This is a genomic window from Chryseobacterium sp. JV274 (assembly GCF_903969135.1).
Taxonomy (GTDB): domain Bacteria; phylum Bacteroidota; class Bacteroidia; order Flavobacteriales; family Weeksellaceae; genus Chryseobacterium.
This window is the reverse complement of the sequence record NZ_LR824569.1, coordinates 4,545,183-4,570,596: the sequence shown is the minus strand read 5'-3', so window position 1 is coordinate 4,570,596 and position 25,414 is coordinate 4,545,183. Positions and strand designations below refer to the sequence as shown.

24 protein-coding genes are annotated in these 25,414 nt (G+C 37.5%); 14 read left to right on the top strand and 10 right to left on the bottom strand.

Annotation, left to right across the window (positions count from 1 at the left end; translation table 11 throughout):
• Nucleotide 1 precedes the first annotated feature (1 nt).
• Nucleotides 2-1,471 (top strand): M20/M25/M40 family metallo-hydrolase, encoded by a 1,470-nt coding sequence (locus tag CHRYMOREF3P_RS21155; protein ID WP_180565451.1) that lies wholly within the window; start codon nt 2-4, stop codon nt 1,469-1,471.
• Between the two features lie 231 nt (nt 1,472-1,702).
• Here the strand turns inward: CHRYMOREF3P_RS21155 and ilvA are convergent, their stop codons facing one another.
• The 7 genes from ilvA to folP form a co-directional block, all read right to left on the bottom strand.
• Nucleotides 1,703-2,965, bottom strand: a complete 1,263-nt coding sequence (gene ilvA / locus CHRYMOREF3P_RS21150) for a threonine ammonia-lyase (protein ID WP_180565812.1) — start codon at nt 2,963-2,965, stop codon at nt 1,703-1,705.
• Nucleotides 2,966-2,976: 11 nt separating this feature from the next.
• A complete protein-coding gene (gene ilvC / locus CHRYMOREF3P_RS21145; protein WP_180565450.1) occupies nt 2,977-4,023 on the bottom strand; it encodes a ketol-acid reductoisomerase in 1,047 nt (348 codons plus the stop codon).
• Between the two features lie 45 nt (nt 4,024-4,068).
• Entirely contained in the window at nt 4,069-4,350 is a 282-nt protein-coding gene (locus CHRYMOREF3P_RS21140; RefSeq protein WP_052184688.1) for a hypothetical protein, read from the bottom strand.
• An 11-nt stretch (nt 4,351-4,361) separates the two neighbouring features.
• Nucleotides 4,362-6,086: a biosynthetic-type acetolactate synthase large subunit gene (gene ilvB, locus CHRYMOREF3P_RS21135; protein WP_077415413.1), complete on the bottom strand. Its 1,725-nt coding sequence runs from the start codon at nt 6,084-6,086 to the stop codon at nt 4,362-4,364.
• Nucleotides 6,087-6,092: 6 nt separating this feature from the next.
• Entirely contained in the window at nt 6,093-7,775 is a 1,683-nt protein-coding gene (gene ilvD / locus CHRYMOREF3P_RS21130; protein ID WP_180565449.1) for a dihydroxy-acid dehydratase, read from the bottom strand.
• A gap of 180 nt (nt 7,776-7,955) precedes the next feature.
• Complete coding sequence (ilvE, locus tag CHRYMOREF3P_RS21125; protein WP_180565448.1) at nt 7,956-8,828, bottom strand: branched-chain-amino-acid transaminase; 873 nt, start codon at nt 8,826-8,828, stop codon at nt 7,956-7,958.
• Nucleotides 8,829-9,196: 368 nt separating this feature from the next.
• Nucleotides 9,197-9,967 (bottom strand): dihydropteroate synthase, encoded by a 771-nt coding sequence (gene folP / locus CHRYMOREF3P_RS21120; RefSeq protein WP_175627229.1) that lies wholly within the window; start codon nt 9,965-9,967, stop codon nt 9,197-9,199.
• Nucleotides 9,968-10,259: 292 nt separating this feature from the next.
• On the opposite strand from folP, the gene CHRYMOREF3P_RS21115 reads away from it, so the two are divergent.
• The 4 genes from CHRYMOREF3P_RS21115 to tpiA all read left to right on the top strand — a co-directional run bounded on the left by CHRYMOREF3P_RS21115 (nt 10,260) and on the right by tpiA (nt 13,168).
• On the top strand, nt 10,260-10,826 hold the full coding sequence (locus CHRYMOREF3P_RS21115; RefSeq protein WP_077415421.1) for a DUF1599 domain-containing protein: 567 nt from the start codon (nt 10,260-10,262) through the stop codon (nt 10,824-10,826).
• 1 nt (nt 10,827) lies between these two features.
• Nucleotides 10,828-11,937 (top strand): BT_3928 family protein, encoded by a 1,110-nt coding sequence (locus tag CHRYMOREF3P_RS21110; protein ID WP_180565447.1) that lies wholly within the window; start codon nt 10,828-10,830, stop codon nt 11,935-11,937.
• A gap of 95 nt (nt 11,938-12,032) precedes the next feature.
• A complete protein-coding gene (locus CHRYMOREF3P_RS21105) occupies nt 12,033-12,380 on the top strand; it encodes a TerB family tellurite resistance protein (RefSeq protein ID WP_077415425.1) in 348 nt (115 codons plus the stop codon).
• A 29-nt stretch (nt 12,381-12,409) separates the two neighbouring features.
• The gene (tpiA, locus tag CHRYMOREF3P_RS21100) at nt 12,410-13,168 is read left to right on the top strand and encodes a triose-phosphate isomerase (RefSeq protein ID WP_077415427.1); all 759 of its coding nucleotides are present in this window, start codon (nt 12,410-12,412) and stop codon (nt 13,166-13,168) included.
• 96 nt (nt 13,169-13,264) lie between these two features.
• On the opposite strand, the gene CHRYMOREF3P_RS21095 is transcribed toward tpiA, so the two are convergent.
• From CHRYMOREF3P_RS21095 to dnaG, 3 genes are all read right to left on the bottom strand, one after another.
• On the bottom strand, nt 13,265-14,533 hold the full coding sequence (locus CHRYMOREF3P_RS21095) for an esterase-like activity of phytase family protein (protein ID WP_180565446.1): 1,269 nt from the start codon (nt 14,531-14,533) through the stop codon (nt 13,265-13,267).
• A gap of 436 nt (nt 14,534-14,969) precedes the next feature.
• Nucleotides 14,970-15,656, bottom strand: a complete 687-nt coding sequence (clpP, locus tag CHRYMOREF3P_RS21090) for an ATP-dependent Clp endopeptidase proteolytic subunit ClpP (protein WP_034726592.1) — start codon at nt 15,654-15,656, stop codon at nt 14,970-14,972.
• Between the two features lie 112 nt (nt 15,657-15,768).
• Nucleotides 15,769-17,754, bottom strand: a complete 1,986-nt coding sequence (dnaG, locus tag CHRYMOREF3P_RS21085) for a DNA primase (protein WP_077415431.1) — start codon at nt 17,752-17,754, stop codon at nt 15,769-15,771.
• 99 nt (nt 17,755-17,853) lie between these two features.
• Here dnaG and tsaE point away from each other — a divergent pair, with 99 nt between their 5' ends.
• The 9 genes from tsaE (at nt 17,854) to CHRYMOREF3P_RS21040 (ending at nt 25,413) form a co-directional block, all read left to right on the top strand.
• Nucleotides 17,854-18,261: a tRNA (adenosine(37)-N6)-threonylcarbamoyltransferase complex ATPase subunit type 1 TsaE gene (gene tsaE / locus CHRYMOREF3P_RS21080; RefSeq protein WP_077415432.1), complete on the top strand. Its 408-nt coding sequence runs from the start codon at nt 17,854-17,856 to the stop codon at nt 18,259-18,261.
• 67 nt (nt 18,262-18,328) lie between these two features.
• Nucleotides 18,329-19,519, top strand: a complete 1,191-nt coding sequence (locus tag CHRYMOREF3P_RS21075; protein WP_180565445.1) for an alanine dehydrogenase — start codon at nt 18,329-18,331, stop codon at nt 19,517-19,519.
• Nucleotides 19,519-19,890 (top strand): DUF4258 domain-containing protein, encoded by a 372-nt coding sequence (locus CHRYMOREF3P_RS21070; RefSeq protein ID WP_077415436.1) that lies wholly within the window; start codon nt 19,519-19,521, stop codon nt 19,888-19,890. The genes CHRYMOREF3P_RS21075 and CHRYMOREF3P_RS21070 overlap by 1 nt, the downstream gene beginning before the upstream one ends.
• Before the next feature lie 15 nt (nt 19,891-19,905).
• The gene (locus CHRYMOREF3P_RS21065; RefSeq protein WP_077415438.1) at nt 19,906-20,679 is read left to right on the top strand and encodes a histidine kinase; all 774 of its coding nucleotides are present in this window, start codon (nt 19,906-19,908) and stop codon (nt 20,677-20,679) included.
• On the top strand, nt 20,654-21,364 hold the full coding sequence (locus CHRYMOREF3P_RS21060) for a LytR/AlgR family response regulator transcription factor (RefSeq protein ID WP_077415440.1): 711 nt from the start codon (nt 20,654-20,656) through the stop codon (nt 21,362-21,364). The genes CHRYMOREF3P_RS21065 and CHRYMOREF3P_RS21060 overlap by 26 nt, the downstream gene beginning before the upstream one ends.
• Nucleotides 21,365-21,474: 110 nt before the next feature.
• Nucleotides 21,475-21,864 (top strand): hypothetical protein, encoded by a 390-nt coding sequence (locus CHRYMOREF3P_RS21055; protein ID WP_180565444.1) that lies wholly within the window; start codon nt 21,475-21,477, stop codon nt 21,862-21,864.
• Nucleotides 21,865-21,961: 97 nt separating this feature from the next.
• Nucleotides 21,962-24,250, top strand: a complete 2,289-nt coding sequence (locus CHRYMOREF3P_RS21050) for a cation:proton antiporter (RefSeq protein ID WP_228408727.1) — start codon at nt 21,962-21,964, stop codon at nt 24,248-24,250.
• 104 nt (nt 24,251-24,354) lie between these two features.
• On the top strand, nt 24,355-24,846 hold the full coding sequence (locus CHRYMOREF3P_RS21045) for a hypothetical protein (protein ID WP_180565443.1): 492 nt from the start codon (nt 24,355-24,357) through the stop codon (nt 24,844-24,846).
• Nucleotides 24,847-24,888: 42 nt separating this feature from the next.
• Nucleotides 24,889-25,413 carry a hypothetical protein gene (locus CHRYMOREF3P_RS21040; protein WP_317043601.1) on the top strand — a complete coding sequence of 175 codons (525 nt, stop codon included), beginning with the start codon at nt 24,889-24,891 and terminating at the stop codon, nt 25,411-25,413.
• Nucleotide 25,414 lies beyond the last annotated feature (1 nt).

The following is a 25,414-nucleotide window of genomic DNA, read 5'->3' as shown; positions in this document are numbered from 1 at the left end:
TATGAATAAAAATTATGTTTTTTCTCTGCTAAGTCTTTTCCTGTTTACCATTGGAAATGCTCAGAATTATAAAAAACCTTTGGTTTCCGCCATCAAAGAAGCTGATCTTCGTACCGATATGTATCAGCTTGCTGCAGATCAGTTCTGGGGTCGTGAAGCAGGAACGCTGGATGAATTAAAAGTTTCTATGTGGCTTGCTGACAAAGCAAAAGAAGCCGGAATGAAACCCGCAGGTGATAACGGAACTTTTTTCCAGTTTTTTGATATGTACAGACATCAGGTTATCCCTCAAAGCAGCCTGAAAATTGGAGACAACAGTTTGAAACTATGGAAAGATTTCCTTGTTGCTGAGCCTGTGAATGCTTCTATAGATACCGAAATTGTATATGCCGGAAACGCAGAACCTGAAGATCTTGCTAAATTAAATATTCAAGGAAAAGTACTTGCTGTAAATGCTTCAGACAAAAATATCTCAAAAGATATGACTCTTTTTGTAAGAAGATATCCTGGATTTGTAAGAAATAAATACTACAATAAAGCTTCTGAACTGGGAGCGAAAGCCATTATCTTCATTACCGATGATACCTCAGAACAAAGCTGGGTGGAAGTACTTCCTCAAATGACAAGAGGAAGCTATGGTGTAGAAGGATTGAGAGAAAAGATCACGAATAATATTCCTGTTTTATGGATTAAAAGAGAAAATGCAGGATGGGTAAAAAACAATCCTAAAGCTTCTCTGAACCTGATCACTGAAACCTACAAATATCCATCAGTGAATATCATCGGAAAAATAGAAGGTACTGATCCGGTTCTTAAAAATGAATATGTTTTGCTAAGCGGACATCAGGATCATGACGGAATCAGGCATCCTGTAAAAAATGATACCATCTACAATGGTGCCGATGATAATGCAAGCACCTGTGTTGCAATGCTGGCGATGGCAAGAGCTTACAAAAAACAGCCGGGAAAAAGAAGTATCCTGTTTGTTTTCCATGGAGCTGAAGAAAGAGGATTGTTGGGCTCCAGATGGCACGCAGCACATCCGGTTGTTCCAAAAGAGAAAATTGTAGCTGTATTGAATGGTGATATGATTGGAAGAAATGATAATAATGAGGCGGCTTTATTGGGAGGAAATGCTCCTCATAAAAATTCTGAAGAGCTTGTAAAAATGGCTGAAGAAGCCAATAACGAGAGTACAAAATTCAAATACCTGAAAGATTGGGATTCTCCAAGCCACGCTGAATATTTCTATTTCAGAAGTGATCATCTTCCTTATGCTAAAATCGGCATTCCTGCTATATTTTTCACCAGTGTACTGCATGATCAGTATCATACGCCACAGGATGAATCAGAAAATATCAATTACAAAAAGCTTTATAAAATGACGGAATGGATGTACAGAACATCCTGGAAAGCAGCGAATGAAGCTGAACGTCCAAAAATAATTTCAAATTTTTCGCTTGAAAGATAAAAATAAAAAGCTTCACCGATTGTGAAGCTTTTTATTTTTCATCATTGTGTTTTTAGAATCTGATTGATTACGAAATAATTTAATATTGAATATGTATTTAACCATTAAGTAAAATTTAGATTGTAAGGAAAGTTAAGATTCAAACGAATTTGAACAAAGTAATCTGCTTACTAAATATCTGAAGATATTTTTTTCATTATTCTTAAAAGCTTTATCAATCTTAATGGTTCATTAAATAAGTAAATTCATCAGTGAAGGGTCATTGTTCAGATAGTTGACAAAAAAATCATATTGTTTCATCTTATCGATTAAAGGGTTGAAATCTTTGTTTTGTTTCAGAGCAATTCCTACCACTGCAATTCCTTTTTCTTTTGAGTTTTTCTGGGTGTACTCAAAATAGGTAATATCATCATCAGGTCCCAGCACATCCATTACAAAAGTTTTCAATGCTCCCGGACGCTGTGGAAACCTGACCAGGAAATAATGCTTTAACCCTGCATAAAGCAACGCTTTTTCCTTGATTTCTTCCATACGGGTAATATCGTTATTACTTCCGCTGATGATACAGACTACATTTTTACCTTTTATTTCATCCCTGTATTTTTCCAATGCGGCTACTGAAAGAGCTCCCGCAGGTTCTACAACAATAGCATCTTTATTATACAATGACAAAATGGTCTCACATACAAGTCCCTCCTCCACCGTAGCCATATCATGCAGGATATTTTTGCAGCGTTCAAAAGTAATATCTCCCACTTGCTGTACTGCTGCTCCATCTACAAACCTGCTTATCTTTTCAAGAAGAACAGGTTTCCCTTTTTCCAGCGCTTTTTTCATACTTGCTGCCGCTGAAGGTTCTACTCCAATGATTTTTGTGTGTGGTGACAGATGTTGGAATACAGAACAGATTCCTGCTGCCAGCCCACCTCCTCCAATCGGAACAAAAATATAATCAATAACACCCTCAGCCTGCTCCAGAATTTCCAGCGCTGTTGTTGCCTGCCCTTCAATAATTGCCGGATCGTCAAAAGGATGAATAAATACACTGTTATGGTCTTTACAAAACCTCATCGCAGCATCTTTTGCAGCATCGAAAGTATCTCCGTACAAAATAACGTCTATGTATTCTCCACCGAACATTTTCACCTGCTCAAGCTTTTGCCCGGGTGTTGGCAAAGGCATGAAAATAGTTCCTTTCACCTTCATTGTCTGACATGCAAACGCCACTCCCTGCGCATGATTTCCGGCACTGGCACACACCACTCCTTTTAAAAGTTCTTCCGGTGACATTGTTGCCATCTTATTGTATGCTCCTCTGATCTTATAGGATCTTACTCTTTGAAGGTCTTCTCTTTTGAAACGGACATTCGCCTCATAAATAGCTGACAGATTATTATTGACAGCTAAAGGTGTTTTTACCACTACATTTTTTAATCGTTCCTCCGCTTTATAGACATTCTCTAAAACGAAGGAACTTATTTCCTCTTTCATCATCTGTTTGATAATTAATTGTTTTCGGGTCTGAGGCTTCGTACAGTCTTGCCAGCTTTCCACATTTCGCTTTCTCTTAACTCTGTAAGTTCAACTTCCAGTTTTTCACGATAATCCGGCTTGCTGTTACTGTCAATCGAACGTTGTGCTTCATTTCCTTTGGCTACGTTGTCATACAATTCTTCAAATAAAGGCGAAGTAGCATCTCTGAAACGTTTCCACCAATCTAAAGCTCCTCTCTGAGCGGTTGTGCTGCAATTGGCATACATCCAGTCCATCCCGTTTTCTGCCACTAAAGGCATTAATGACTGCGTGAGTTCTTCCACTGTTTCATTAAAGGCTTCAGAAGGGCTGTGTCCGTTTTTTCTCAATACATCATACTGAGCAGCAAATATTCCCTGTACAGCTCCCATTAATGTTCCACGCTCTCCGGCAAGATCGCTGTATACTTCTTTTTTAAAATCGGTTTCAAACAGATATCCGCTTCCTATCGCGATACCCAATGCAGTTACTCTTTCTCTTGCTTTTCCTGTAGCATCCTGATAAACGGCAAAACTGCTGTTCAGACCTCTGTTCTGGAGAAACATTCTTCTCAACGAAGTTCCTGAGCCTTTTGGTGCTACCAGAAATACATCTACATCAGCTGGAGGAACAATTCCCGTACGTTCGCTGAAAGTAATTCCAAAACCATGAGAAAAATATAATGCTTTTCCTGGGGTAAGGTGTTGTTTTACTTTTGGCCAGTATTCAATCTGTGCAGCATCGCTCAGAAGGTAGCAGATTATGGTTCCTTTTTCTAAAGCTTCTTCAATTTCAAATAAAGTTTCTCCCGGTACAAATCCGTCTGTAACTGCTTTATCCCATGATTTGGAGTTTTTCCTCTGTCCTACAATAACATTAATTCCGTTATCTTTCTGATTCAAAGCCTGTCCGGGTCCCTGTACTCCGTATCCAATTACCGCTACTACTTCATTTTTTAATACTTCCTGAGCTTTTTCCAACGGAAATTCATTTCTCGTTACTACGTTCTCTTCTACTCCTCCAAAATTCAATTTTGCCATTTTTTTTGATTTTATAATTATTGATTATGATGTTTAATTTTATGTTTAGCTTGCATATTCTACAGCTGTCAGGTATGGATTTCTGTGATAATGTACTTCCAGAACGTCTACCTGTTTTTCCATTTGTCTGCTTATTTTCTGAACAGAATCTTCTGTTTCTCTGATCACGATGACAAACTTTTTTACTTTTTCTATTTCTGAAGGACCTACATTGAAGGTCACCATAGAAATTCTTCTTCTTGAAAAAATAGCATTGATCCGGCCGATCAATCCTAAATAATCTTCTGTATACGCTGTAATGGTATATTCTTTATGATCTGTTTTCATCTTTTTTATTTTTAAAATTTATTATTCAGTACGATTTCTGAAACACTTTTTCCCTGAGGAATCATTGGAAATACATTATGTTCTTTTCCCGTCATGACCTCAAGAAGAAAAGCGCCGTTGTGATCAAGCATCTGGCGAAGTGCCCATTCCAGATCTTTTCTTTCAGACACTTTATTTCCCGGGATATTATATCCTTTTGCCACCTGAACAAAGTCGGGACTCTGAATATCCACTGAGGAATATCTTTCTTCGTGAAACAATTCCTGCCATTGCCTTACCATTCCCAGATAACAGTTATTAAGAATTAATATTTTGACCTCCGGATGATACTGCATAATGGTTCCCAATTCCTGAATATTCATTTGAGCACCTCCATCTCCCATGACAGCAATTACAGGACGGCCAGTCCCTGCATAAGATGCTCCTATTGCAGCAGGAAGACAAAACCCCATGGTTCCCAATCCGCCACTCGTTACATTGGTACGGGAATTCTTAAATTTAGAATAACGGCATGTTGCCATCTGATGCTGTCCCACGTCTGTTACAATGACCGCCTCTCCTTCAGTCATCTCGTTCAGATAACGGATGACTTCTCCCATAGTAATTTCTCCTTCTTCAGGATAAAGCTCTGTATTGATGAGACTGTTATTTTCAATTTCATGACAGTTTTTAAATCTTTCATGCCATTCCGGGTATTCTCTTTTTGCAATCCATTTTGTAAGAAATGGAAGGGTATGTTTACAGTTTCCAAGAACCGGAATATCTACTTTTACATTTTTATTGATCTCTGCTTTATCTATATCCAGATGAATGATTTTTGCCTGTTTCGCATACTGATCCAGTCTTCCTGTTACGCGGTCATCGAAGCGCATTCCGACAGCAATCAAAACATCACATTCATTGGTTAATATATTCGGTCCATAGTTTCCATGCATTCCTACCATTCCAACGGCTTGTGGATGATCGGTAGGAATAGCACTCATTCCTAAAACCGTCCATGCCACCGGAATTCCAGATTTTTCGGCAAACTCTAAAAACTCTTTTTCAGCATTCCCCAACATAATCCCCTGTCCGGCGATAATGAATGGTTTTTCTGCCTCATTGATCAGCAAAGCCGCTTTTTCAATACTTTCAAAACATGGATCAGGATTGGGTTTATAACTTCTCAATGAATAACATGGAGAATATCCTTTATAATCAACAGGTTGCAGTTGGGCATTTTTGGTAACATCAATCAGGACAGGACCAGGGCGACCTGATTTTGCTATGTAGAATGCTTTTGCCAATACTTCAGGAAGCTCATTGGCATCGGTCACCTGATAATTCCATTTGGTAACCGGACTTGTAACGTTCATCACATCTATTTCCTGAAAGGCATCGGTTCCGAGAAGGTGTTCAAAAACCTGCCCTGTAATGCATACCAGAGGAGTATTATCCAGTAGAGCATCAGCCAGTCCTGTTACAAGATTGGTTGCTCCGGGACCACTGGTTGCCAATACGACACCGACTTCTCCTGAAACTCTTGCCAGACCCTGCGCCGCATGTACGGCAGCCTGTTCGTGACGTACAAGCACATGTTTCAGGTTCTCCTGATAGTCGTAAAGGGCATCATAAATAGGAATAATAGCCCCTCCCGGATATCCGAAAACGGTTTTCACCCCTTCCTGAAGAAAAGCTTCAAGAATGATCCGGCTTCCGCTAAGTTGTATTTCTGTTGATAAATTCAGGTTTTCCATATACTTTTATTGAGTGATTTCGTCCGTTACACAGCCTTCTGCCGCTGATGATACTGTTAATGCATATTTATAAAGCAATCCTTTCTGTACTTTAAGAGGTGGTTTTTGCCATCCTTCCTTTCTTCTTTTTATTTCTTCTTCTGAAACTTTGAGCTGTATCGTGTTGTTTACAGCATCAATTTCAATCAGGTCATCATCGTTTACAAAGGCGATCAGGCCTCCTTCGTGAGCTTCCGGAGTGATATGCCCTACTACAAATCCATGGGTTCCTCCGCTAAATCTTCCGTCTGTAATCAAGGCGACACTGCTTCCCAGACCTGCACCAATCAGTGCACTCGTGGGTTTAAGCATTTCGGGCATTCCGGGAGCACCTTTCGGACCTTCATTTCGGATGACGATAACGTCACCATGCTGTACGGTTCCATCCTGAATTCCTCTGATCAGGTTCTTTTCGCCATCAAATACGCGGGCTTTTCCTACAAAACGTTCTCCTTCTTTCCCTGTGATCTTTGCCACACTTCCTTTTTCAGCAAGATTTCCGTACAGTATTCTCAAATGTCCGGTAGCTTTTACAGGTTCTGACAATGGTTTTATGATTTTCTGTGTATTGAAATCCAGATCCGGAACATTTTCTAAATTTTCGGCTAATGTTTTTCCGGTTACCGTTACACAATCACCGTGTAATAATCCTTGGTTTAAAAGGTATTTCATTACTGATGGCATTCCTCCGTGTTCATACAGATCCTGCATCAGGTATTTTCCGCTTGGCTTTAGGTCTGCCAATACCGGAGTTACATCACTCATCTTCTGGAAATCATCCTGAGTAACAGGTACTCCTACACTTTTTGCCATGGCTATGAAATGTAAAACCGCATTGGTACTTCCTCCAAGAATAACAATCATACGCAGAGCATTTTCAAAAGCTTTACGGGTCATGATATCCGAAGGTTTGATATCTTTTTCCAATAATATTTTCAGATATTTTCCTGCTTCATGACATTCTTCCTGTTTTTCTTTACTCAGAGCAGGGTTAGAAGAGGAATACGGAAGACTCATTCCTAATGCTTCTATCGCTGAGGCCATTGTATTGGCGGTATACATTCCACCACATGCGCCTGCTCCCGGACAGGAATTCTTTATAACCCCATCAAAATCTTCTTCTGTTATTTCTCCTGCAATCTTTTTTCCCAAAGCCTCAAAAGCAGAAACAATGTTAAGCTGTTCACCTTTGTAGCAACCGGGCGCAATAGTTCCTCCGTAAACCATGATGGATGGTCTGTTCAGCCTTCCCATTGCAATAATAGTTCCCGGCATATTTTTGTCGCAGCCCGGCAATGCAATCAGTCCGTCATAGTACTGTGCTCCGCAGATGGCTTCTATACTGTCTGCAATTACATCACGGCTTACCAGAGAATAGCGCATTCCATCTGTTCCGTTGCTCATCCCGTCACTAACTCCAATTGTGTTAAAAATTAATCCGGCTAACCCATGATTCCATGTTCCCTTTTTTACAACCTGAGCCAAATCATTCAAATGCATATTGCAGGTATTTCCGTCATAACCCATACTGGCAATTCCGACCTGAGCCTTGTGCATATCTTCTTCTGTAAATCCTATCCCGTACAACATTGCTTTGGCTGCGGGTTGTTCACTGTTTTGCGTGAATGTTTTCGAATATTTATTTAACATATCTTTCCTGCATTTTCTATTATTTTCCTTTCTTTAAAATGGAGTTCTTTACTAAATTTTGATCCAAAACTACATTTTGTAATATTCTTTTCATTTTCAATTTTTATAAAAATTACAATATTCAATCGTTTAAAAAACAGACATATTCATCTGATAATCAAATATTTAAATTCTTAAAATCTACAATGACAGAACTCTTACCAATTTCAAATATGCCTGCTGTACTCTTCCACTTGAAGTCTCTTCCCAGTTTCTGGTGAAAAGAACATCATCAAGAGAATCCAGGGCAACAATTTCTGCTGCTGTACCACAGAAAAAGCCAGCATCTGCACCACGCATTTCTTCCGGTTTAAAAAATGTTTCTTCTACAGGGATATCAAGCTCATTACAAATCTCCATAACGGTTTGTCTGGTGATTCCCGGAAGGATGCTTCCTTTGGCCGGAGTAAATAAAACCCCGTCTTTTTCGTAGAACACATTGGCACCAGAGCTTTCGGCAACATTTCCGTTTTCATCCAATACCAGCGCTTCATCGTAACCTTTGTCTTTGGCATCCTGACAGGCCAATATTGAGTTTACATAATGTCCTCCTACTTTGGCTTCAACCTTGAAAGCTTTAGGATTAGGACGTTGAAAAGGGGAAGTCATAATTTTCATTTTATCTGCCAGATAGCCGTTATTCCATTCCCAGGCAAGAAGTGACAGATAAGATTTTTGTCCTTTTGAAAGGGACATATTGGGTGAACACGTGACCAACGGACGGATATAAGCATCAGTAAAACCATTACGATCCAGAAGTTCATATGTAAGTTCTGTAAGCTGGTTCACAGAATAATCGAAGGGAATATGCATTAATTCAGCTGATCTTATTAGCCTTTCATAATGTTCTTGTGCTTTGAAAATCCTGGCTCCATGATCGGTGCTGTAAGATTTAATTCCTTCAAAAACTGAGTAACCATAGTGAAGTGATTGTCCATACAGATCTGTTCCGGCATCTTTCGCTTTCATAAATTTTCCGTCAAAGTAGATGGTCGTGTTGTCGTTGTAATACATGTTATAGAGGTTTAAAAAATTAACAAAAGGGAATAAAAAAAGCCCTCTCACGCTGTGAGAGGGCTCAATATATGTACAGTCATACATCTTCCTTCTCACAGACGCAAGGGAATAATAATGACGATAATAATTACTGATAATAACTGATACATACTTTTTATTGTAAAAAAATAAAACAAAAAAAACCGTTTCAAAATTTGAAACGGTTCTATATATAATTTAAATTTAAATCTATCTAAAATGCCGTTTCCTTCCTGCTGTTAATGACAGCAGCAATAATAGAAATGACAATAATATTTTTCTGATTCGTAAAATTCATACTGCAAATGTATAAACTTTTTAATTACTCACAAGTTTTTTTACACTTTTTATTTTTTCCGTAAAAACTGGGTAAGCGTTTCCTTTGCTTCAGCCACATCATGAACCCTTACAATCTTTGCTCCCTGTTCTAGTACTTTCATATGAAGTTTTTGCGTTTCTTCATTGATATCCAAAGGTGATTTCCCAAGAGGTTTGTAGATAAATGACTTTCTGGAAATCCCTATTAAAAGGGGGAATTTTCCAAATCCGAGATATTCAACTTCATGGATCATTTTCATCTGATCTTCTCCTGTTTTTCCGAAACCAAAACCAGGATCAAGAATGATGTCATTCACTCCTTTTTCTAAAAGTTCTTTTGTCTTTTTAGCAAAATATTGGTTCACTTCCAGTGTAATATCTTCAAACTTTATTTTATCGTGCATAGTTTTGTAGGAAGGATTTACATGCATCAAAATGTAGGGAAGTTTCGTTTCAGCAGCTGTATCAAACATTTCTACATCATACTGACCGCCTGAGATATCATTGATCAGATCAATTCCTTCATTGAAACCAAATTTTACTGTTGCTGCATAAAAAGTATCAAGAGAAATCAAGACTTCCGGAAATTCTTTTTTGATCAGAGAAATGATATTTCCGATTCGGTTTATTTCTTCTGCAGCACTTAAAAATTCTGCATTGGGGCGTGTAGACTGAGGTCCGATATCCAGTATTTCTGCGCCATCTTTCAACAGTTTTTCTGCATGTTTCAAAGCTGATTTTTCCTCATTGAATTTCCCGCCATCGGAGAATGAATCCGGAGTCAGATTGAGGATTCCCATGATTTTTGGAGTATCAAGCTGTACTAAACGACCATTACAATTGATTGAGTAGGTTGGAGCGTTGGAGGGCTGGAGAATTGGAGATTTAGAGAGCATGGATTTTATAATTGATCATGATTTTTGTACTGCAAAATTAGTGATTTATGATGTTTTAATAAGAGGTAGGAAGCTAGAAATTAGAAATTATTGTCTGGAAGCCAGAAGCTGGAGACACCCTCTCACTCACAAACTCAGCTCATCAAATTCAAAAATCTAAAACCGAATTCGTATATTTGGAAGATTAAGAAAATTTATGTTAAAAACATCAGTACAGTTCAAGAAAGTTATCAGTCAGTGTCGTGATCTTTTCGGTAAAAAATTACAGGATTACGGTGCAGCATGGAGGGTTTTAAGACCAAGCTCTATTACGGATCAGATTTATATCAAAGTGAACAGAATCCGTACGCTGCAGATGACTGATAAAAAAATGGTGGATGAGAGTGAAGAAGATGAATTTATCGCAATTGTCAATTACTCTATCATTGGACTTATTCAGCTGGAGAAGGGTCTTTCCAATGATTTCAATGAAAATAAAGAAGAAATTTTAGGTCTTTATGACCAATATGCCAATGAAGCGAAAGCTTTAATGGAGAGAAAAAATCATGATTATGGTGAGGCATGGAGAGATATGAGAATTTCTTCGATCACAGATCTTATTTATCAGAAAGTATTAAGAACTAAACAGATTGAGGATAATCAGGGAAAAACGATCGTCTCAGAAGGGCTTGACGCCAACTATTTCGATATGCTGAATTATGCTGTCTTCTGCCTGATCAAGTTCTCAGAAAAAGAAAATCAATTCGAACCCAAAAATATTTAATATGCTCAAAGGTTTATTACGCTTTATTATTGCTGTTATTTTTATCCTTTCAGGCTTTGTGAAAGCCGTGGATCTGGTAGGTTTTTCTTTCAAAATGGAAGAATATTTTGCTCCTCCTGTTTTCAACATGCCGTTTTTAGAAAAGTTTGCTCTGCTTTTTTCCATTATCGTAGTGGTACTGGAGCTTTTCTTAGGATTTATGTTACTGCTTAAATTAAAGCTTAAGTTTACCTTATCCATATTAATTGCGCTTTGTATTTTCTTTGGATTCCTTACGTTTTATTCAGCCTATTTCAATGTGGTAACAGACTGTGGATGTTTTGGAGATGCCGTCAAATTTACACCCTGGCAGAGCTTTCTTAAGGATATTGTGCTTCTGGTAGGATTGATCATATTATTTGTCTTGTACAGAAAAGATTTCCGTAAAAAAGATGAGTATGGAGTGAGCAAGAAAGAGTCTTCCAATACATTTAAATATATCCTTTTAACAGTTTTTTCACTGGGAATGATTTATGTGATGGCACAAGGGATTATGCATGAACCGATCATTGATTTCCGTGATTATAAAATAGGAACGGACATTAAAGGTGAAAAAGGAAAAATTGAAAAAAATCCTTCTGAATATAAGACTTTTTATTCTCTGAAAAACCAGAAAACAGGGGTTGTTATAAAGGTAAATCAGGATGCTTATATCAAAAAAACAGAATACTGGGCAGAAGGTTCTCCCTGGAAAATTGAGGAAGGAAAAAATGAATCTGTACTGATCAAAGAAGGTTACAAATCTGAAATTGTGAAATTTAAGATTGAAGATCCTACAGGAATGGAGGTTACGAACGAGATCATCAACGCTCCAAAAGCCGTTTTGGTATTCTCTTATCATCCAAAAGATATTTCTGCTGATCTGCTTCAGAAGGTGGAAGCTAAAGTAAATACACAAAAAGGAGCTCTTATCTATGGAGTTTCTACCTATCCCAATACTTTTAAAACCATTAAAAACGCAATGATGGACGGAACTGCCATCAAAACCATAGCAAGAAACAACCCGTTTGTACTGATTCTTGAGAATGGAAAAATTATAGACAAACAGCCTGCAAAGGACTACGTTAAATAATTATAAATGATGAATGATGAATGATAGGTCTTTACGAGAAATAATCGTAGATCAACTATCAAATTTAAACACTAAACTTAAACATACAACAGCTCATGCAAAAATCAAATAAATCAATCGCCGGATATCACTTATTAATGATCCTTTCTTCTGTAGACGGAGAGTTTGCTCCTGAGGAAGGAATGCTGGTTCAGCAATATATGGCGGATGAATTTCCGTTCAGAATGAATCTTGACAACGAATTGGAAACACTGGCTCTTTTACAGCCCGAAGAATGGAAAGATCATTTTGAATTTCATGCAAGATGTTTCCATGATGATTCTACAGAAGATGAACGTGTAAAGTTTGTTCAGTTTGCAAAATCATTGATCAAAGCGGATAATAAAGTAACTGAAGAGGAGCATACTTTCTACGTTCTGCTGAAAAACCTTTGGGGATTATAATCACGAAATAAATAAATATAATAAATGTTATGAGAAGAAAAATAGTTGCAGGAAACTGGAAAATGAACAAAAATGTAATTGATGCACAACAATTGATGATTCAGTTACTAAGCTATAAAAACAACAATGCTACCCACTGTGAGGTTTGGATCGCTCCACCAGCATTATATTTGATGATGGCAAAAGACATCTTTGAAAAGGATGAAATCGGAGTATTTTCTCAGGATATGAGCGAGTATGAAAGCGGAGCTTACACAGGAGAAATTTCTGCAGATATGCTGGAATCTATCGATGCTACCGGTTCATTGATCGGACACTCTGAAAGAAGACAGTATCACGGAGAAACAGATTCTCACTGTAACAGAAAAATCAAATTAGCACTTGACAAAGGTCTTATTCCTGTTTACTGTAACGGAGAAACTCTTGAGCAGAGAAAAGCAGGACAACATCTGGAAGTGGTAAAAAATCAGACTGAAGTCGCTCTTTTTACACTTTCTGCTGAAGAAATCAAGAAGGTAGTGATTGCTTACGAACCGGTTTGGGCTATCGGAACAGGAGAAACGGCAAGTCCGGAGCAGGCTCAGGAAATTCATGCACACATCAGAAGTATCATCGCTGCAAAATATGGACAGGAAGTTGCTGATGAAATTTCAATCCTTTATGGAGGATCTGTAAAGCCAGACAATGCAAAAGAAATTTTCTCTCAGCCGGATATCGACGGAGGTCTTATTGGAGGAGCTGCTTTGAAATTAGAGGATTTCTCTAAGATCATTGAGGGTTTTAACTAATATTCAAAAAAATAGGCTCTGGATAAAGTCCGCTCCTATTGATAAATAAAAACGGCGGCATCTTCGATGCCGCCGTTTTCCGTTAAAAAAATCTAATTATTGAATATCGACTACATACATAGTTCCTTTATCTACCTTCCCTGTTTTAGGAAGAATCTTAGCTTTTGGGTTACCATTTCCATCATCCACTACTCCAAAATCATCATCATTGAAAACAGCCAGTTTATTATTTCCTAAATAAACAATTCCCTCAAACTTATCATGTTCATAGCCCAGTTTTGCAACCAGATCTACAGCTAATGTTTTGGTAACAGTTTTTATCCCGGTATTCGTAATTTCATCCCATGAGCATTGCTCTAAGGCTTTTCCATTCACTTTCATACCATCTACGGCAGCAATATCAGTTCCGTTCACATCGGAAGCATTGCTCAGGTTAATCCTGTATACTTTTTTAATTCCTCCCTGAGATCCGAAATTCCCATCTCTTTCAATCACCAGGAATTCATTGTTACTTAATGCAGTAATATCACATACTGAATCTGAAGCGCCTCCATCCTGTTTATACAAAAACTGTTTGGTCTGCCCTGTAATAATATCAAAGGTGACAATTCTCGTTAAAGTGGTATTGGTTGCCAATGCTTTGCTGGGTACAAGCATCATCGACTGTATCGTTCCTACCAGCGTTCTTCCGTCTGGAGTAATACACAGTCCTTCCATTCCTCTGTTGGCTCTTCTCTTTGCTAACACAGCAGGTAATTTTCTTGTTCCGGTATTTACACCTATCGGGCTTATTCTTTCCATTTCTACTCCGTCTGCACTGTAATGCACAATATGCGGTCCATATTCATCAGAAACCCAGAATGTACCGTCTGCTGCTGCTACAATACTTTCACTGTCCAGTCCATACTGATCAGTACCTAAAACATTTCCGGAAGCATCATAAGCAATTTCCCCCGTACTTCCCATCCCTACCGGATTTGGTAATCCCGTAATAGGTTGCCCGGATGGATTTTTAAGTTTAATATATTTGACTACCTCTACATTTCCGTCAGCATTAATTTTAAAATGCATAATCGTTGGAGTAAAGTTAGGAGCTAGAAACTTTTTACCATTCTGAAAGTCAGTATTTGGTCCTCTGTCTGTAATGACATAGAATTCTCCTTTTCTTGTAGGATGAGCTGCTGCTCCGGAACCAAATCCGCCATTAATGACATCTACTCCGTTTATCGTAGCCAGTTTTGTAAACGGAAATTCCTGAGGGAGTTTGGAATAATTAATATCCTGATTAATCATTGTGGTATCATCATCACTTTTACATGAAGCCAATACTGCCAGCACTACAACAGACAATAGTAATTTTTTCATATTCACTTTTATGGCTGCGAAAATAGAAATTGATTATAAACTGATCTTGAATATAATGATAATTGTATTTTAACAATAGAACCAAAGTGAAGCACAGCTAACTTTAGGCGTTTTCCGTTGCGAAGAAAAAATTCAGTATTTATCCTAAGGTTGTTAAGAAATAGTTAAAGTGGACATGCAAAACCACCCCTCCAAAGGATGGGAATTTTTACGTCTTCAATTGGAATTTGGTCTGGATTGAGATTCCGTCTGAAGTATTTCTTCTTGAATGATTGCGGCTGGATTCCTACGGAATGACAAACTGTATGTATAAACCATCATTTCAATTGTGTCATTCCGCAGGAATCTAAACAGTCAATACAGTTTAAAATTCATAATTAATCCAACAAAAAAAACCGCACCAAATCGGTGCGGTTTCTTATGATTTTACAATCAATTATTTTTTCTCTGTAGATCTTTGAAGAACCTCATCTACCATTCCGTAGCCTTTAGCTTCCTCAGAAGTCATCCAGTAATCTCTGTCAGAAGATTTTTCTACCCACTCGTAAGTTTGTCCTGAATGGTGACCGATAATTTCATAAAGTTCCTGCTTCAATTTCAGCATCTCTCTCAAGTTGATCTCCATATCAGAAGCAACTCCCTGAGCACCTCCTGAAGGCTGGTGAATCATTACTCTTGAGTGCTTAAGCGCAGAACGTTTTCCTTTTTCTCCGGCAACCAATAATACAGCTCCCATTGAAGCAGCCATCCCTGTACAGATAGTAGCTACATCTGGCTTAATGATCTGCATGGTGTCATAAATACCTAAACCTGCATAAACACTTCCGCCGGGAGAGTTGATATAGATCTGAATATCTTTTGATGGGTCAGCACTTTCTAAGAATAAAAGCTGTGCCGTAACGATGTTTGCCACCTGATCATCAATACCTGTTCCCAGGAAGATAATTCTGTCCATCATCAAACGGGAGAAAACGTCCATCTGAGCAACGTTTAATCTTCTTTCTTCCATGATGTACGGAGTAAGATTCGTTGGGCCATACATTCCCATATACTGATCGGTAACCAAACCGTTGTTTCCTAAATGTTTTACAGAGAAGTCTCTGAAATCCTTTTTAATGTCCATATTTCTATTATGTATTATTTTTATATTATTCTCGATGTTTAAATTACAATATTTATTCCTAAAATTTTATAGGACTTTTTGTCATAGAATACCAAAAAAACTGACTTAAAAACTATCTTTTTCGATCTCCATAGATTCCTTTGATAGGCGAATATTCGATGATATTGCTCAATCGCATCGAAGCCTGTTTCAATAAGGTAATTTTCTTGATAAGCTCATAATATTTCCCTTCATCTGTAGTACTGTACTGATCAAGTTCTTTAGCTGTTTCTGTAATTAAATAATCAATATATCTGTATTTATGCAATAAAACATCTCCCTGGATCTGATCTGCCACTTTATCTCCATAATTGGGAGGATAAATATTTCTGGAAGCCCAGTTTTCAAGATCATCCAGCGGAATCAAAGCATCCACAACCTTTGTGGTAATCTCTTCATCCATAAAAGATACAAAAAAGTTTCCACTTCTAAGTTCATCTTTCTGAATTCCCTCTCTCACCTGGTTGATAATAATCTCATTTTCTTTGACTAAAAATATATACTGTTCTTCTTCAAAATGATGGAGAATTTCTTCAATAACCGTAATCTGATATTCTTCATTCTGCTCATTTTTCCTTTTCAAAATAATATCTCCAAACATCAGCATGTGATCTACCAGCTTATTCTCCATAAACAGTACATCAAACAGGAAAGGATCTTCTTTTTCCTTTTCCAGAGGAACAATCTCCATCTTTGGAGCTGCCTTTTCCTTCTGTTGCTGCTGAACATGATGGGTCTGATTCTGTGTGATCTGCTTCTGAACATCAAGCTCATTGAAAAGACTCTGCTCAGAAAGTCCGAATTTATTGGAAACCTCTTTAAGGTAAACTTCCCTTTTCAATGCATTCTGTACAAAAGAAACAGATTTCACGATATCCCTTATCGCTTCTGCTTTTTTAATAGGGTCATTACCAACATCCCTCAACAGAATTTCCGCTTTGAAGTCGATGAAATCCATCGCTTCGTTTTCAATATACTTTTCTACGTATTCCTGCGGATGTTTTCTGGCAAATGAATCCGGGTCATCTCCATCAGGGAAAAGCAAGACACGGATGTTCATTCCTTCTGTCAACAGCATATCGATACTTCGGAAACTGGCTTTGATACCGGCATTATCACCATCAAAAAGAATCGTTACGTTTTCTGTAAGCCTTTTGATCAGTTTGATCTGCTCCGTTGTTAAAGACGTTCCGGAACTGGCCACTACATTTTCAATTCCGGACATATGAAGTGAAATCACATCCATATATCCTTCCACCAAAAGACAGCCGTTCTTTCTTGAAATCGCCTGTTTACTTTGATTTAATCCGTAAAGAACATTGGATTTATGATAAATCTCCGTTTCCGGCGAATTAAGATATTTTGCAGTTTTAACGTTATTCTTAAGAATCCTTGCCCCAAAACCCAGAACCCTTCCTGAAAAACTGTGAATAGGAAAAATCACACGTTCCCTGAAACGGTCTACTCCTGCAGGAGTATTTTCCGGGAAAATAGAAAGTCCGGATCTTTCAAGAATTTCCTTGGTATATCCTTTTTCCAGTGCATAAGCAGTAAAGGCATTCTTCTTTTCAGGAGAATATCCCAGCTGGAATTTTCTGATAATATCGTCCTTTAGCTCTCTTTCTTTAAAATAAGCCAATCCGATACTTCTTCCCTCTTCTTCATCCCAAAGAATTTCTTGGAAATACGTATTGGCAACTTCATGAATTTTATATAAAAGATCTTTTTCAGTCTGTGCATGTTTTGCTTCTTCGGAAATTTCACGCAGATCTTCTTCAATTTCAATTCCGTACTTTTTTGCCGCATGGCGAAGGGCTTCAGGATAGGTAAAATTCTCAATTTCCATAAGGAAAGAGATGGCGGTTCCTCCCTTTCCGGTTGAGAAATCTTTCCAGATCTGTTTGCTTGGTGAAACAACAAAACTCGGAGATTTTTCTTCATGAAAAGGACTGAGCCCTTTAAAGTTAGACCCTGCTCTTTTCAACTGCACATACTCGCCCACAATCTCTTCAACCCGGATTGTGGAGAATATCTTATCAATGGTCTGTTTGGAAATCATAGTACAAAAATACACATAAAAAAAAACCTTACAATTATATAATACATGTGCATTATATTTAGTAGGTTTTATCATTATTTTTGCAAAATAAATTAGCATATGCAATTCACTATACATACAATCGAAGACTGGCAGAAAGTTGTTGATAGCATCATTCCGGAATTAAAACATAATATCCTGTTACTAAAGGGAAATCTGGGAGCAGGAAAAACCACTTTCACCCAATTTCTGCTTAAAAATATGGGCAGCAAGGATGAGGTAAACTCCCCTACCTACTCTATTGTCAATGAATATAATACGGAAAAAGGAAAGGTATATCATTTTGATCTTTACCGTTTAAAAAACATTGAAGAAGTCTATGATATCGGAATTGAAGAATATCTGGACAACTCTTTTTTATGCATTATCGAGTGGCCGGAAGTGTATGAAGAGGAGCTTTACGGTCTCAACTATCACACAATGAGTATTGTGAACACGGGTGAAAACAGAGAAGTTTCATTCGATTAAATATTATGTATCTTTGCTCATAAATTGAGTGTAAATAACAATCTGTAAGACATAATTTAATTTAAGGATGAGTACAAATATTTTTACTCCTTTCACAGAAGAAGAATTGATGCCGAAAGAGGAAAAATTGGAGGTTATTAAAAAGGGAAAACAGTTCAGTATTGGAATTCCTAAAGAGACCTGTCTCAACGAGAGGAGAACCTGCATTACTCCTGATGCCGTACAGGTGTTGGTAGAGCATGGCCATGAGATTATTATAGAATCCGGGTCTGGGGAAGGTTCGTTTTTTACAGATTTACAATATTCCGAATCAGGAGCAAAGATCACGAATGATCCTAAAGAAGCTTTCGGGCAGGATCTTATTCTGAAGGTAAACCCTCCTACCGAAGACGAAATTGAGTACATGAAACCTAATACTTATCTGGTTTCGGCACTTCAGATCAATCTCAGAGACAAGGAATATTTCTTAAAGCTTGCAGAGAAAAAAATAAATGCCATTGCCTTTGAATTTATCGTTGATGAATACAAACAGCTGGCACTGGTGAGATTAATCGGTGAAATTGCAGGAACTGTTTCCATTTTATATGCTTCAGAATTATTAGCTTTATCCAACGGCTTAATGTTGGGAGGCATTACAGGAGTAAGACCTGCAGAAGTAGTGATTCTTGGAGCCGGAATTGTAGGTGAATTTGCTACAAAAGCAGCAATAGGTTTAGGAGCCAGTGTGAAAGTTTTCGACAACTCTCTATCTAAACTGAGAAGACTTCATACCATTGTTGACAGCCGAGTACCGACTTCCATTATTGATCCTAAAGAACTCAGCAAAAGTTTAAGACGTGCTGATGTAGTGATAGGAGCGCTGCCAAGATTGAATATGACTCCTATCGTCACTGAAGATATGGTGATGAAAATGAAAAAAGGAAGTGTCATTATTGATATCACTATAGACAACGGTAAAGTTATTGAAACCTCAGAACTAACTAACATGGAAGATCCTTATGTCATAAAACACGGTGTTATCCACTGCGGACTTCCGAACCTTACCTCAAGAATGCCGAGAACTACCACTAAGGCTATCTCGAATTTCTTCCTTTCCTATATTTTAAATTATGACGAAGAGGGCGGCTTTGAAAACATGCTGATCCGCAAAAACGAAATGAAGCAGAGCTTATATATGTACAAAGGAAGACATACCAAGAAGATCATCTGCGACCGTTTCGGACTTACGTACCACGATATCAATCTTTTAATTTTCTAATGAAAAAACTGAAATTTTATGCAATAGGCTTCATTCCGGGGCTTTTACTCGTATTTTTTATTTTAAACAAAAAAGGGGCAAGCTGCAGTGGCTATTTACCGAACAGCCGTGTTATTGCTGAAAGTCTTTCTAAAGAATTCAAATATTCTGACGAGGCCAAAAGTGCAATGGCAGCCTACAAGATTGATGAAAAATTTATAAAAGACAGTATCATTACCAAAGGAAAAGTAGATTTTGACCGCAGTCATGCACAAAAGAAACCTTGTCCGAGCTATCTTTTAACCTATCCTGAAAAAAATCCGTCTTACGAAATCACGTATGAAAAATGTGAAGAAACAGTGATGGTAAACGGTCTTAAAAAACTTAAATAGTTTTAATACCACAGTATGGACGGCAATTACTACATGATTCATGATTATCTGATATTCATCGGAGTTTTTGCCATTTTCCTGTTTCTTACGACCAGTATTTACCTTTTCAGCCAGAATCAGAAACTGAAGCAGAGAAATACCAAATTATCGGAAACCAACAAACTTATTGAACAGCGCCTGAATGAAGTCCGTCTGGAACATATCGGTACAAAGCTGAATCCGCATTTGTTTAAAAATATTCTTAATTCAGTTCAGTCTCATGCTTATCAGACGTATATGTCACTGGATAAACTGGCCAATGTACTGGATTATATTTTATATGAAAGCAATAATAAGTATGTAAGCCCGAAAGAGGAACTCAATTTTGCTTTAAGCCTTATTGAAATTAATAAGATCAAGATCAACCCACTTTTTGACTTCAGAATCAAATCAAGGATTAATAAATCTGATCCTTTGTATGAAGAAAAGGTATTTGCTCCGCTGATTTCTGTGGATCTTATTGAAAATGCCTTTAAACATACGGATTTCCTGGCTCAGGATTCTTTTATTTCCATTTATATGGAGCTTGAAAATGGTATTTTCACAATGAAAGTAAGCAATAAAGCTTCGTTAAAGAATATTCTGGAAAAGGAAAAAAGCGGTTTCGGAAGTCAGTCTTTTGATCAAAGGCTTAAAATGATCTACAGCACGTACTACCACCTGGAAAGAAGTTCAAAAAATGGAGTCTTTACTGCAGAATTAAAAATCAATTTAGGAGAATTCTATGATAAAATGCGTTATTCTGGATGATGAGTTATTAGCCATCAGCTATTTAAAACTTCTATGTGAACAGATCGACAATGTAGAAGTGGTAAAAGCATTCAATGATCCTAAAATCTTTTTGAATGAAATAGATAACCTTGACTGTAATCTGTGTATTCTGGATATTGAAATGCCCGGAATGACCGGACTTCAGGTGGCTGAAATTATTTCAGGGTCAAAAAAAATTATCTTTACAACCGCTTATAAAGAATATGCAGCTGAAGCTTTCGATCTGAATGTGGTAGATTACGTAAGAAAACCTATCAAAAAAGAAAGACTGATCCAGGCCTTCGAAAAAGCTAAAGAACTGGTGGAAAATCTTCCTAAAAAAGACTTTATAGAATGGAATACCAATATCGGCAAAACCGTCATATTCACAGAACAGATCTCGTATATCAAAACCTCTGAAATTGACAGCAGGGATAAAGATATCATTCTCAGTGATGGAACCACCATCGTATTAAAAAACCTGAATTTTAAAAATCTTCTGGAAATGCTTCCAGCCAAAGATTTTGCTCAGATCAACAAAAAAGAGATCATTGCACTTTCCTCCATTAAGGTATTTTCAACGAATGAAATTATTACAACAATCGCCACTGAGGACCATACCTTTCTGAAACTTCAGATTGGAGATACCTATAAAAATTCCTTGATGGAGTTATTCGGGAAATAATCCTTCTTCAAATATTTACGGTTTCGTTACAGAATATCCCGCCTTTATTACAGCACTCCTTTTTCAGTGTGAAATCGATTTATTTTTGCATAGAATTAATTGATTTTATAATGAAAAACTTTTTCTATGCTGCAGGGCTTCTCATATCCGGCTTGTGTTTTTCTCAGGAAATCCCTTCAAAAATTAAGGTTTCTCTTTTTAACGGGATTGCAGTGGCCGGATATGTAGATCATGGTGCTTTTATTAACTTTACAGGACCAAATGTAAGTATTAATCACAAACATATAAAATTTATATTGGGAATGCTTCCTTCATTAAGGATTAAAGAAGACAGGTCATCAGGAACCAAAAACAGTCCTATTATGCCTACATTGGGAGCAGGTCTTACTATAGTTTACAAAAGAATTGCCTTTCAGATTCCTGCTTATTATAATTCCAAAACGACGGATCAGAATGGCAGCTGGAAAATAGGAGTCGGATTGGGCTATTCATTCAAATAGATTTTATTACATTTTTTAGAACATTCATTACATTTAAAAACAAGAGTATTTTAATCTCAATATATTCTTATCAACTTTGCATCAAAATATTGGAATCATGAATTTGGGGAAATACAAAAATATTATCTTTTATATCAGTACCATTGCATTCTTTTCTTGCCTTATGTACTGGTTTTTTATCCAGGGCAAAACACTGGAAATCGGAGAAAATATTACTCCGAGCAAAGCTACAGGGGCTACGATGTGGGAAAATTTCGCAGATTCTTTTCTAGCGAATCTTCATCATCCTTTGGCACTTCTTCTTACCCAAATCGTGACCATTATTCTGGTAGCCAAACTTTTCGGATGGATCTGTATAAAGCTGAAACAGCCTTCCGTAATTGGTGAGATGATTGCAGGTATTGTTTTGGGGCCGTCACTTTTCGGATTGTATTTCCCGGAACTTTCTGCCTTTATCTTTCCGAAAGAATCTCTTCCTAATCTACAATTTTTAAGTCAGATTGGTCTTATTCTCTTCATGTATATTGTCGGAATGGAGCTTGACCTTAGTGTTCTGAGAAAAAAGGCACATGATGCCGTAGTGATCAGCCACGCAAGTATTATTTTTCCTTTTGCATTAGGAGTGGGACTTTCTTATTTTATTTATAAAGAATTTGCACCGGAAGGTATTCAGTTCAGCTCATTTGCCTTGTTTATAGCTATTGCGATGAGTATCACAGCGTTTCCGGTTTTGGCAAGAATCGTTCAGGAAAGAAACCTTCACAAAACCAAGATAGGGACCGTAGTAATCACCTGTGCGGCAGCTGACGATATTACAGCATGGTGTATTTTAGCAGCGGTAATTGCTGTGGTAAAAGCAGGCTCTTTCTCAGGATCAGTATTCGTTATCTTAATGGCTATTCTCTATGTTTTCATTATGATAAAGGCGGTAAGACCGTTTCTGAATAGAATTGCTGAATCACAGAAAGGAAAAGGTTTCATCAGCAAATCACTGGTTGCTGTATTTTTCTTAATTCTTATCATCTCGTCATATGCCACAGAAGTTATTGGGATTCACGCACTTTTCGGAGCATTTATGGCCGGAGCCATTATGCCGGAAAACATAAAATTCAGGAATCTTTTCATAGAAAAAATAGAAGATGTTGCCTTGGTTTTACTACTGCCTCTTTTCTTTGTATTTACGGGATTAAGAACCCAGATCGGGCTATTGAATGATCCTCATCTTTGGAAAATCGGCGGATTGATTATTTTAACAGCTGTTACCGGGAAATTCGTAGGAAGCGCCCTTACCGCAAGGTTTTTAAGAATAAGCTGGAAAGACAGTCTCACCATAGGCGCCTTGATGAATACCCGGGGGCTTACAGAGCTTATCGTTCTTAATATCGGTTATGATTTAGGAGTACTGGGGCCTGAGCTTTTCGCGATGCTTGTTATCATGGCGTTATTTACAACGTTTATGACAGGGCCATGCCTGGATTTTATCAATTACCTTTTCAAAGGAAAAAAATCAATGATTGAAGAAGATGAACAAGAGGATAATGATACAAAATACAGAGTTCTTCTCTCTTTTGAGACGGCAAAAGCAGGAAGCAAACTGTTGAAACTGGCAGATAACTTTACCCATAAAATGAACGGGAACAAAAGCGTAACTGCGATGAATATTGCTCCTGTAGATGAACTTCACGCCTTCGACATTGAAAATTTTGAAAAAGAACAGTTTAAAAATGTCATTGAAACCTCTCATGAGCTTCAGCTCGAAGTAACTACTCTTTTCAAAGCTTCTACAGATGTTGAAAGTGACCTGACGAATATTACCAATAAAGGAAACTATGATCTTCTTTTGATCATGCTTGGAAAATCCATGTATGAGGGAAGTTTACTGGGTAGATTATTAGGATTTACTACCAAAATCATTAATCCTGAAAAATTATTGAACACTGTAAAAGGAAAAGGAAATATTTTCAACACTTCTCCTTTCGATGATCTGACGCTTCAGGTTTTGGATAAATCGACTATTCCTGTAGGAATCCTTGTTGATAAAGAATTTAAAACAGCGGACAAGATCTTTGTTCCGATCTTTAACCTGAGTGATTTTTACCTTCTTGAATATGCGAAAAGGCTTATCAATAACAACAATTCACAGGTTATCATTCTTGATGCAGCAGGACAGATCCGAAATAATATTGAGGTGAAAGAGCTTATCCGAAGTATTGAACAGGTAGCTCCTAATCATATTACGCTGTATAATGAGAAAAAGATTGAGAAAGAATTTCTGAACTCTCAAGATCTGATGCTGATCAGCAGTAAAAGCTGGAAAAATCTCATTGATACAAAAAGTCTTTGGCTTTCTGATATCCCTTCTACCTTAATAATCTCAAACCCATAACCCAAATAACACACCGATATTTCTATTTCTACCAGAAGCTGTAAATATTATTCGTTGACTGTAAAGAAAAAACGGGTATATTTATAGCTTCAATTTTTTGGGACATGCTGATTAACAGTGAAAATGGAGTTATAGAGCTTGAAACCTTCAATATACAGCTTTATCGGGGAATGAGTCTTGAGCAGCTGAAACAGACTGATTTTTATAAAGAACAATATCATAATATGTGGGATGTAAAAACCGGGTATTTTTGGTATTATTTTCAGCCTATAGAAATAAAAGGGTATCAGATATCTTTCAGTCTGTGCTTTTTCGGAAATCAGCTGGACATTATCCATATGAACACATGGGAAAATGGTGATGCCAAAGACTGGAATGAATGGACAGAGGAAAAAGAAATGAAAGTTTTTCACAGAAACAACACCTTTCTCACCAAGATCCTGGAAATCCCTCCAACCCAAAAAAAGAAAAACCCTTACCCAAGCTGTACCTTCAAATTTCCCTGGGGAGATGTATGGTCGGTCTACGATCCGAGAAGCGCCAGCAGTCTGATGGGAATCAATTGTAATGAAGAGGAAAAAACAAATAAAAAATAACTTATAACCAAAGAATAAGACTTTAATATGTGCCGATACTCCATGATGGTTTACAAAGGACATTATGCCTGTTTCAACTGCCAGAAAACTTTCAAACGCCGTCATTTAAAAGATGTGGACCGGGATGCTCAGACTTCAGTGGAAGCCAAATGCCCCGAATGTGGAAATCTGATGGCCAATATGGGACTTGATTTTAAATCCCCTCCAAAAAATGACGACAAACAATGGGCTCATATCCGCGATTTGTATACGGTAGGAATCACTTTTCATTCATGTGGATGCTCTGGTCCCGGATATATTCCTCAGGACCGAAAGGCTATTATTGCCTATCTGGAAAAAATCCGCTCAGAATATATGCATTCTCTGGTATTCTGGAGATACCGGATAGAACCTGAGAATAAAAAGGAACGCGAACTGGATTATCAAAAAAACAGCTCACACCTATGGGCTGTGAACCGGAATGCTTTTAAAGAAACAGTAACCAATCAGGAAGGAATCAACTATTGGCTCAAGAGAATCAATGAAGTTGAAGAAAGACTGAATATCATCAAAGCAGATCACCAATAAC